Annotated in this window: 10 protein-coding genes; 5 read left to right on the top strand and 5 right to left on the bottom strand. The window is 76.6% G+C overall.

Going from position 1 to position 9,736, the window contains the following annotated elements:
* Positions 1–43 precede the first annotated feature (43 nt).
* A complete protein-coding gene (locus F8274_RS28260; RefSeq protein ID WP_151465409.1) occupies positions 44–580 on the bottom strand; it encodes a histidine phosphatase family protein in 537 nt (178 codons plus the stop codon).
* Positions 581–696: 116 nt separating this feature from the next.
* On the opposite strand from F8274_RS28260, the gene F8274_RS28265 reads away from it, so the two are divergent.
* Positions 697–987, top strand: a complete 291-nt coding sequence (locus F8274_RS28265; protein ID WP_151465410.1) for a DUF6458 family protein — start codon at positions 697–699, stop codon at positions 985–987.
* Positions 988–1,060: 73 nt separating this feature from the next.
* Here F8274_RS28265 and F8274_RS28270 read toward each other — a convergent pair whose 3' ends face one another.
* Positions 1,061–1,738 (bottom strand): hemolysin III family protein, encoded by a 678-nt coding sequence (locus tag F8274_RS28270; protein ID WP_151465411.1) that lies wholly within the window; start codon positions 1,736–1,738, stop codon positions 1,061–1,063.
* Between the two features lie 76 nt (positions 1,739–1,814).
* Between F8274_RS28270 and F8274_RS28275 the strand changes: the two genes are divergently transcribed.
* Genes F8274_RS28275 through F8274_RS28285 form a run of 3 tightly spaced genes read left to right on the top strand, consistent with a single transcriptional unit; the run spans position 1,815 to position 4,079 of the window.
* The gene (locus tag F8274_RS28275; protein ID WP_151465412.1) at positions 1,815–2,426 is read left to right on the top strand and encodes an allophanate hydrolase subunit 1; all 612 of its coding nucleotides are present in this window, start codon (positions 1,815–1,817) and stop codon (positions 2,424–2,426) included.
* Positions 2,324–3,346, top strand: coding sequence for a biotin-dependent carboxyltransferase family protein (locus tag F8274_RS28280; RefSeq protein ID WP_370518284.1), 1,023 nt, complete (start codon positions 2,324–2,326; stop codon positions 3,344–3,346). The genes F8274_RS28275 and F8274_RS28280 overlap by 103 nt, the downstream gene beginning before the upstream one ends.
* A complete protein-coding gene (locus F8274_RS28285; RefSeq protein ID WP_151465414.1) occupies positions 3,330–4,079 on the top strand; it encodes a LamB/YcsF family protein in 750 nt (249 codons plus the stop codon). Before F8274_RS28280 ends, F8274_RS28285 begins: the two co-directional genes overlap by 17 nt.
* A 16-nt stretch (positions 4,080–4,095) precedes the next feature.
* Here the strand turns inward: F8274_RS28285 and F8274_RS28290 are convergent, their stop codons facing one another.
* Both F8274_RS28290 and F8274_RS28295 read right to left on the bottom strand, forming a co-directional pair.
* Complete coding sequence (locus F8274_RS28290) at positions 4,096–5,928, bottom strand: NHL domain-containing thioredoxin family protein (protein WP_151465415.1); 1,833 nt, start codon at positions 5,926–5,928, stop codon at positions 4,096–4,098.
* A 62-nt stretch (positions 5,929–5,990) separates the two neighbouring features.
* A complete protein-coding gene (locus F8274_RS28295) occupies positions 5,991–6,701 on the bottom strand; it encodes a TetR/AcrR family transcriptional regulator (RefSeq protein ID WP_255474589.1) in 711 nt (236 codons plus the stop codon).
* On the opposite strand from F8274_RS28295, the gene F8274_RS28300 reads away from it, so the two are divergent.
* Positions 6,588–7,166, top strand: coding sequence for a TIGR03086 family metal-binding protein (locus F8274_RS28300; RefSeq protein WP_151465417.1), 579 nt, complete (start codon positions 6,588–6,590; stop codon positions 7,164–7,166). The two genes, F8274_RS28295 and F8274_RS28300, sit on opposite strands and share 114 nt — an antisense overlap.
* Positions 7,167–7,216: 50 nt before the next feature.
* Here F8274_RS28300 and F8274_RS31460 read toward each other — a convergent pair whose 3' ends face one another.
* Positions 7,217–9,658, bottom strand: coding sequence for a hypothetical protein (locus F8274_RS31460; RefSeq protein WP_370518285.1), 2,442 nt, complete (start codon positions 9,656–9,658; stop codon positions 7,217–7,219).
* Positions 9,659–9,736: the final 78 nt, after the last annotated feature.

Here is a 9,736-nt window from a genome sequence, read left to right on the forward strand (position 1 = left end):
CGGACGGCACACCGCACGCGGCTGAGCCCGCCGCCCGGCGGGCTCAGCCGCGTGCGGTGTGCCGTCCGGTGATGGGCGCCCCACCCGGCCCGAGCTCGGCCCAGCGCACGGTCGGCCGGTGCACGACCAGGTCGGTGGTGCGCAGCCCGTCCGGATCGGCCCGCTCCGGGTCGAGTAGCGCGGAGAGCAGCGAGATGCCCGGGTTGTGGGCGATCAGCAGCACGTAGCGGGCCGTCGGGTCGACCGCCCGTACCACGTCCAGCAGCGCCTCCGGGTGCGCGTCGTACGCTGCCGGCTCATAGCGGACCACCGGCGCCGACCCGGCCGGGCCTCCCTCCGGCGGTGATCCCGTCGCGCCCAGCGCCACCCCGTGCCAGGTTTGCCGGGTCCGCCGGGCGGTCGAGCAGAGCACCACATCGGGGAGGAGCGCGTGCCGGGCCAGCCAGGCGCCGGCCGCGGCCGCGTCGGCGTGGCCGCGTGCGGTCAACGGCCGCTCCTCGTCCGGGATCTCCGGGGACTGCTCCGCCTTGGCGTGTCGCAGCAGCACCAACGTCCGCTGCTGGTTCCTGCCGTCCGTCATGCGCTCAGCTTGCCTGATTGGCGATCTCAGCGCCTGGGTATGTCGATGTGTGCCGCTACCTCATCCATGGCCGCGGCGGGCAGAAAACGCCAGCAGGACGCCAAGGAGGCGACGTCATGGGCATCGGTGCCAGCATCTTCCTCATCGCGCTCGGCGCGATCTTCGCGTTCGCCATCGACGCCAACCTGGGATGGCTGAACCTGAACGTGGTGGGCTGGGTGCTCATGCTCGCCGGAGTGGCGGGCCTGCTCACCACGCTCTACTTCTGGAACAGCCGCCGCCGGGTCGTGGCCGCCCCGGTGCGGGAGCGCGTCGTCGCCGAGCCGGTCGTGCCGGTGCAGGACGACCGGGTCGTGCGCGAGGAGTACCGCGAGGTGCGCCGCCCGGGCTCGGGCTACCCGGTCTGACCGGCACCGCGAACCGCCGAGGGCCCCGCGACGGTGCGGGGCCCTCGCCCGTCTTCCCGACCGGCGCCGGCGATCAGGCGAACAGCGCGAAGTAGATCGCGATGTGGTGGCAGATCGCCGCGAGAAGCGTGCAGGCGTGGAAGAACTCGTGGTGACCGAAGACGGTGGGCCACGGGTTCGGCCGGCGCAGCGCGTAGAAGACCGCGCCGACGCTGTAGATCGCCCCGCCGACCGTCAGCAGCACCAGGGCGGTGACGCCGCCGGCGTGCAGGATCTCCGGCAGCATGGTCACGGCGACCCAGCCGAGCGCCAGGTAGAGCGGGGCCGAGACCCAGCGCGGCGCGTGCGGCCAGATCAGCTTGATCGCCACTCCGGCCAGCGCCCCGCCCCACACCAGGCCGAGCATGATCGTGGCGTGCCGGGTGTCCAGCAGCAGCGTGCAGAACGGCGTGTAGGTGCCGGCGATGAACACGAAGATCATCGAATGGTCCATCCGGCGCATGATCTGGTAGCCCCGCTCGGACCAGACCCGGCGGTGGTAGAGCGCGCTGGTGCCGAACAGGCCGCACACGGTCAGGCTGTAGACCAGGCAGCTCACCAGCGGGGCCCAGCCGGGGCGTGCGGCGGCGATGGAGCACAGCACGAGGCCGCAGACCAGCGCGGCGAAGAACGCGTAGGTGTGCAGCCAGCCGCGCATGCGGGGTTTCCCGATGTCGGCCGGCTTGAGCCGGAGCGGTGCGGAGGTGGTCACGTCAAACAGGTTACGACACCGTAGGTTACTTGCAAGTAGTGTGGACCGTCACGTCCGCCGACGCGAGGATGACGGGATGCGGATCCGGCCCGTCGGCGCACACGCCCTGCTGCTCGACTGTGACGGCCCCGAACAGGTCGAGGGGTGGCGGGCCGAGCTGTGGCGCCGCCGGTCGGCCGGCGAGCTGAGCGCCGTCGAGATCGTCCCCGCGGCGGCCACCGTCCTGGTCGACGGCGTCCCGGACCCGGCGGCGGCCGCCGCCCGGATCGCCCGGTGGAGCCCGGGACGCGTGGCCACCGCCGCCAGCGCCGCCGAGGTCCGGGTCCCCACCGTGTACGACGGCGTGGACCTGCCCACCGTAGCCGGACACTGGGGCGTCGACGTGCCCACCGCGGTCGAGCGGCTGCGCGGGACCGAGTTCCGGGTGGCCTTCTGCGGCTTCGCGCCGGGATTCGCGTACCTCACCGGGTTGCCGGCCGAGCTGGCGGTGCCCCGGCTCGCCACCCCGCGCACCCGGGTGCCGGCCGGCTCGGTGGCGCTGGCCGGCCCGTACGCGGGGATCTACCCGACCGCCTCGCCCGGCGGCTGGCTGCTGGTCGGTCGCACCGACCTGGTCCTCTTCGACGTGCACGCCGACCCACCCGCCCGACTCACCCCGGGCACCCGCGTCCGGCTGGTGAGTGCGTGATCGAGGTGCTCCGGGCCGGTGCCCTCACCACCGTGCAGGACCAGGGCCGCCCCGGCTGGGCACACCTCGGCGTGCCCCGCTCGGGCGCGCTCGACCCGGCCGCCCTGCGGCTGGCCAACCGGCTCGTCGGCAACCCGGAGCACGCCGCCGGCCTGGAGATCACCCTGACCGGCTGCGTCCTGCGGTTCGGCCGGGCCGTCACGGTGGCACTCACCGGCGCGGCGGTGGACGTGCTGGTCGAGCGCCGGCTCGCCGAAGCGTCGCCCGGTGGCCGACCGGCCGGGCGCCGACCACCCGACGCGTCCTCCGGCGTCGAGCGCCGGCCCGGGGACACGGGCCGGCCGCTGTCGCTGCCCGCCGGGGCGACCCTGCACATCGGTCCGGCCCACACCGGGGTGCGCAGCTGGCTCGCCGTCTCCGGCGGGATCGCGGTCGCGCCGGTGCTCGGCAGCCGGGCCACCGACACGCTCTCCGGCCTCGGCCCGCCCCCGCTGCGGGACGGCGACCGGCTGCCCCTCGGTGTCACGACCGGCCCACCGGCCCCCGTGGACCTCACCGTCGCCCCGGCCGTGCCGGCCGGGCTGCGGCTGACCCTGCGCCCCGGCCCCCGGCAGGACTGGTTCACTCCCGCGGCACTCGACCTGCTGCTCCGCACCGCGTACGCGATCAGCCCCGCCAGCAACCGGGTCGGCGCGCGACTGGTCGGCGCGGCCCTGCCCCGCGCGGTGGCCGGCGAGCTGCCCAGCGAGGGCCTCGTCCTCGGCGCGGTGCAGGTGCCGCCGGACGGCCAACCGCTGATCTTCCTGGCCGACCACCCCACCACTGGCGGATACCCGGTCATCGGGGTGGTGGAGGACGTGACCCCGCTCGCGCAGGCCCGCCCAGCGACTACGGTGACGTTCCATGGACCTCAACGCTGACCTCGGTGAGGGATTCGGCATCTGGCGGCTCGGCGACGACGAGGCGCTGCTGGGGCTGGTCACCTCCGCCAACGTCGCCTGCGGTTTCCATGGCGGTGACGCGTCCACCATGCACCGGATCTGTGCCGGCGCCGCGCGGCGCGGGGTCGCCGTCGGCGCCCAGGTCGGCTACCGGGACCTCGCCGGCTTCGGCCGGCGGCACATCGCGTACGACTTCGCCGCCCTGCGCGACGAGACGATCTACCAGCTCGGCGCGCTGGACGGCTTCTGCCGGCTGACCGGCACCCGGGTGCGCTACCTCAAGCCGCACGGCGCGCTCTACCACGCGGCCGCCTGCGACGAGGTCCAGGCCGCGGCGCTGGTCGCCGCGGTCAGCGGGTACGACCACGAGCTGCCGGTGCTCTGCCCGCCCGGCTCCGTGCTCGCCCAGCTCGCCGTGGGCGCGGGCCTGCGGGTGGTCGCCGAGGGCTTCGCCGACCGCAACTACCTGCCCAACGGGCAACTGGTGCCCCGGAGCGCCGCGAACGCGCTGGTCACCGACCCCGACGAGGTGGCCACGCGGGCGGTCCGGATGGCCACCGAGCGGATCGTGGTGGCCGTCGACGGCAGCGTGGTGCCCTGCCCGGTCGAGTCGATCTGCCTCCACGGCGACACCCCCGGCGCGGTGCGCTGCGCCGAACTGGTCCGGGCCGCCCTCATCGACGCCGGGGTCACCCCCACCTCGTTCGCCTGACCGGCGGCCCGGCCCGTCAGGCGTCCAGGCCGCGCAGCACCAGCGGCAGGCGGGTCGCCCCGCCGGCCACCACCCGGACCGGGACGCCCCAGTCCTGGCGGGTGAGGTGGCAGGCCGCGTGCTCGACGTCGGCGTCGCAGGTGGCCGCCTGGGCGGTCACCTGGAGCACGCCCTCCGCCACGTCGCCGTTGAGCACCAGCCGGCGGGACAGGTCCGTGCTCGTCCCGGCACCCTCGACCAGCAGCTCCGGCGGAGACGCCGAGACCACCACCCGGGTCGACGGTCCGTACGTCTCGTCCAGCTTCTGCCCGGGGGCGGGCGTGAAGACCACGTCGAGGGTCAGCTCGCCGGCCGCCACGTCCATGGGCTTGCGCTCCAGCTTGTGCCGCGGCCCGTCCACCGTGTTCGCGCCCGCCGCGGTCAACGCGCCCGGGGCCAGCCGGGTCAGCCGGTGCGCGGCCGACTCGACCACCAGCACCTCGCCCTCGGCGGTCAGCACCAGGTCGCTCGGCTCCGCCAGCCCGTCGGCCACCGTGGCGACCTGCTCGGTCGCCGGGTCGAAGCGGCGCACCGCCCCGTTGTAGGTGTCCGCGATCAGCACCGAGCCGTCCGGCAGCGCGCACACCCCCAGCGGGTGCTGGAGCAGCGCCCGGTCCGCCGGGCCGTCCACGTGCCCGAAGTCGAACAGGCCCTGCCCGACGGCGGTGCCCATCACGCCGTTCTCCACGTAGCGGATCGCGCTGGTCTCGCTGTCGGCGACCCAGAGCCGGGCGCCGTCGGCCGAGACGGAGAGGCCGGAGGGCTGGGCCATCCAGACGTCCGGCAGCGGGCCGTCGCGCAGCGCCTCCACGGTGGTCCCGGCGTACATGCCGGCGGTCCGCTTCGCCGGGTCGAACCACCAGAGCTGGTGGATGCCGGCCATGGCGACGATGACGCGGTCGTCGTACCAGGCGACGTCCCAGGGGGAGGAGAGGTCGGCCGCGCGGGCGTCGTGCGCGTGGTCGTCGACCGTCGAGCGCCACTGCCGCCCGGTGCCGGCGACCGTGACCACCTCGCCGGTCTCCAGCCGCACGCCGCGCAGGAGGTGGTTGACGGTGTCCGCGACGACCAGGTCGTAGCCGGCCAGCTCGGCCACCTGCGGGGGCAGCAGGCAGAGCCCCTGCGGCTCGGAGAACGTGGCCTCCCCCGCCGGCCCGTCGGCGTGGCCGCGGCTGCCCGTGCCGATCCGCCGCACCACGGTCTCCCCGTCCGGCGCCAGCTCGACCAGGGAGTGCCGGGCCGAGTCGGAGACCAGCAGGTTGCCGCCGTCGAGCACCACGGCCTTGCCGGGGAAGCGCAGCGCGGTCTCCGGCTCGGCCGGCGGCACGTACGGGCCCTCGCCCCGGTGCAGGGTGCCCTTCGCCTCGTGGGTGGCGATCAGGTCGTCGATCAGCCGGGCCAGCCCCTCGGCGTGCCCCTCGCCGGCCATGGTGGCGACCACGTAGCCCTCGGGGTCGACCACCGACAGGGTCGGCCAGGCCTTCGCCGCGTACTGCTGCCACATGTCCATCTCGGGGTCGTCGAGCACCGGGTGGTGCACGCCGTACCGCTCGACGGCGGCGGCGAGGGCCGCGGCGTCCTTCTCGTGCTCGAACTTCGGCGAGTGCACCCCGATCACGACCAGGACGTCGCCGTACTTCTCCTCGAGCGGGCGCAGCTCGTCGAGCACGTGCAGGCAGTTGATGCAGCAGAAGGTCCAGAAGTCCAAGAGGACGATCTTGCCGCGCAGGTCGGCCAGGGTGACGTCCTTGCCGCCGGTGTTCAGCCAGCCCCGGCCGCGCAGCTCGGGGGCCCGTACTCGTGCGCTCATGCCCCCATCGTGCCGCACCGCCGGCGGCGGCCGGCCCGATGGGGCGGTGAAGAGCGACACGGTCACCGGTCGGAGCGGCTTCGCCAGCGGGCCACCAGGTCCTCCTGCCGGGCCGGGACGCCGGGGAGCGGGGCCTCGACCGGATTGTGCAGGGCCTGGAGCAGCAGGGCGAGATAGCGGTGCCGCAGCGCGACTCCACGGTCGGCACCGGGGAGGTCGACCAGCATGACGGTTTCCAGCAGCAGCACGATGTCGGCCCCGCTGACGTCGTCGCGCAGGTCGCCCGACTCGCGTACCCGGTCCAGGAGGGTGTCGGCCAGCCGGGTCGCCTGCTCGGCCATGCGGGTCAGCTCCGGGGTGGGGGCGAACGTGCCGGCCAGCCGCTGCGCGAGCGCCTGGCCGCCGCCCTCGACGACGCGGTGCAGGCAGGTGACGTAGGCGTCCCAGGGCGGGGCCTCGGCGGAGAGTGCGTCCTCCAGGTCGGCGATGTAGCGGGCCAGGCCGTCGGATGCGAGGGCGCGGAGCAGGTCCTGCTTGCCGGGGTAACGCCGGTAGAGGGCGCTGATGCCGACGCCCGCGCGGGCGGCCACGGCCGAGACGGGCGCGTCGGGGTCGGCCAGGAAGACCTCGCGGGCGGCGTTCCCGAAAGGACCGGCCTCGTGAGCTTCCCCGTCCTCACCACCGCCCTGGACCTCCTCCGCCGTGCCGCCGAGGGGGTGCCGGCCGACCGGCTCGACGACCCGACCCCGTGCGACCGGTGGACCGTCGGGCAGGTGCTCATGCACGCCGCCGGCGACCAGCACGGGTGGGCGGCGTCCGTCGGCGCCGGCGCGCTCCCGGCGTACAACCCGTTCGACCCGCCGCGCGGTCACGACGAGGGCGTCCAGAGTGTCGTGCGGAGCGCGGTCGAGGCCGCCACCGCGGCGTGGGCGGGGATCGACCCGGCGGCCGGTCCGGTCGGCACGCCGCTGCCGCCCGCGCCGACCATGGACCCCCAGCTCGCCGCCGCGGCCTGCGCGCTGGACGCCGCGGTCCACGCCTGGGACGTCGCGGTGGCCACCGGGCAGCCGGCGCCGCTCACCGCCGAGCTGGCCGAGCAGCTCATGCCGGCGGCCCGGGCGACCGCCGAGCCGCTGCGCGGATTCGCGTACGCCGCCGCGCTGCCCGTGGAGCCCGGTGCCGACCCGGTCACCGCCCTGCTGGCGTACCTCGGTCGCGACCCGCACTGGCACAGGTGACGACGACGGCGGGGCCACGGACCACCGTGGCCCCGCCGTCGTGGGAGTTGCTACTGGCCGGCCGGCTTGAGGCAGAGCACCCGGTTGGACCCGTCGCCGGGAAGGACCACCTGGGGCTGCGCCGGGTCGGCGCACTTGTCCTTGCTGTCCACCTTCGACACCACGGTGAACGCACCCTGCTCGCCGCAGTCGACCGCCACGGCCGTCGTGCCGGACTGCTTGACGCAGGAGCCCACCGCCGGGTCGAAGCCCGCCGGCTTGTCGTCCCCGCCGATCTTGCCGAGCAGGGTGAGCAGGCCGAGCGGCACGGCGAGGATGAGCACCGCGGCGATCAGCACCGCGGCCAGCACCCGGCCGTTGCGCACCTTCGGCGTGGGCGCCTCGGTCTTCGGCTCCGCCTCCGGCTTGAACGCCTCGAAGCGGCCCTGGTCCGCCGGTTCGCCGCCCGGCGCCGCCTGCGGCCAGGCCGGCGGGCCCTGCTGGGGCGGCGGCGGGAACGCGGGCGGGAAGCCGCCCGGCTCGCCCATCGGGCCCTGCCCTGGGACGCCGACCGAGGCGCGGCCACCGGCCGGCCCGCCGAACGGGTCACCGGACCCGCCGAACTGGTCGCGGGCAGGCGGGCCGAACGGGTCCTGGTGGCCAGCAGGAGCGCCGAACGGGTCGTGCGGGCCGCCGGGGCCGCCGAACGGGTCGTGCGGGCCGCCCGGGCGCTCGCCGTTGTGCGGGTGCACCCCGTTGACCGGCCGGCTGTTGCCGGGCTGGTCCACGAAGGACGGCACGCCGGGCGGGAACGGCGGCGGGCCGGCCGGCGAGGACGGCGGGGCCGAGTGCATCGGGGGCGCCTCGGCGTATCCGTGCGCGCGGTCCGACTCGTCCGTCCGGGGGTGCGGCACCGGCTCACCGAAGCCGTTCGGGCCGTCCTGTCCGGGCGCCTCCTCCGGCTCGGGTCGCGCGGGCCGGCCGTAGACGCGCGGCTGCGGGCCGGCATTGCCGCTCGTGGGCAGCGGCTGGTCGGCCGGCGGCGTGACGCGGCTGGTCATCGGCACCGACGCGCTGGCCGAGACGGCACCGCCCGCGCCGGCCTCCGGCGAGGTACGCGGCCCCGGCACCACCGGCCCGGCCGGTGACTGCGGCTCCTCGTGCGCCGGTCCGGGCGCGCCCCAGCCGGCATCCGCTGCCGGCTCCGGCTCGTACGCCTGCGGGTTGCGGTCGCCCGGCTCGCCGCCCGGGGTGAACGACGCGTAGTCGGCGGGCGGCGCGGCGGCCAGGGCGGCGCCCGGCACCCGCTGCTCCTGCGGGGGCAGCGGCACCGCGTTGGCCGGGGAGATCCCCGGGCCCGGCGCCGGCTGGTACATCGGACCGTCGTCGGCGCGGGCCGGCTCCCAGCCGGGCGATGCCGACTGCTCGGGCTGGGCCTCGCCGGTCCGGCCCCAGGCCTCGCCGGGCGCCCACGGCTCGGCCTCCGGGAGCGGCGTACGCTCGCGCGTCCACTGCCCCGGGTTGTCCTGGTTGCCGCTCCAGGCGGGCGGCGAGTCGGGAGACGGGACGGACGCGCTGGCCCGGGCCGGCGCCTCGGCCGGCGCCGGGACGGCGGCAGAACCCCAGCCGGGCTGCCCCGGCTCGTCCGCCGGTCGCTCCGGCTCACGCTGTTCCGGCACCGCGGCGCCGCCCCAGGCGGCGGCCGGACGCTGCTCCTCGGACGCCCCCCAGGCGGTCGGCTGCGGCACCTCGGGGGCTCCGGCGGACCGGCCCGCGGCCCAGCCGCCGGAGCGGTCCGGATCGTCGTCCTGCGCCGTCGACCCGTTCCGCCAGCCGCCGGCGTGGCCGTGCTCGTCGTTCTGCGCCGGACCGTTCGGCCAGCTCGCGGCCTGACCCTGGTCGTCCTGGGCGGGCCAGGCGCCCTCGGGGCGAACGGCGCCCGGGACCGAGACCTTGGCGGCGGCGCGGGCGGTCGGCTCGGCCGGCGTCCAGCCCTGCTCGCCCTGCTGACCCCAGGCGGGCTGGTCGTCCTGCTGCTGCGCGGCGGCCCCGACGGCCCACCCGCCGGAGTTGTCCTCCTGCGCCGCGCGCCAGCCGCCGGAGCGGCCGGGGTCGTCCTGCTGGCCGGTCGCCGGGTTCCACCCACCGGGCCGGTTCGGGTCGTCCTGACCGGTCGGGGTGGCCCACGACTCGTTCGGGACGGTGGCGGGCGCGGGCACCTGGGCGGCGCCGCGGGCACCCGGCTCGCCGGCCTGCGCCCAGGCCGGCTGCTCACCGGACGGTGCCGGGGCACCCCAGGCTGGCGGCGTCGACTCGGTGGGGTTGTTCGGCGGGGCGGCGGCCCAGGCGGGCGGCCCCGGCTCGGCGCCGCGGTGGGGGTCGGCCTGCTCGGGCGCGCCCCAGGCGGGTGCTCCCTGATCGGGTGCCCCCCAGGCGGGGGCGGACTGCTCCGGAGCGGCCCAGGCGGGCTGCGAGGCGGGGCTCCAGCCGCCCGGCTCGGCGGGCGGCGGCACCTGCGCGGTGGCCCGGCCGGCGGCGGGCTGGCCGCCCGGCGGTGTCCAGGCGGGGGGCTGGTCGTCGGCCGCGGCCCA

The sequence above is a fragment of the Micromonospora sp. AMSO31t genome (assembly GCF_008868175.1).
In the GTDB taxonomy this organism is placed as follows: domain Bacteria; phylum Actinomycetota; class Actinomycetes; order Mycobacteriales; family Micromonosporaceae; genus Micromonospora.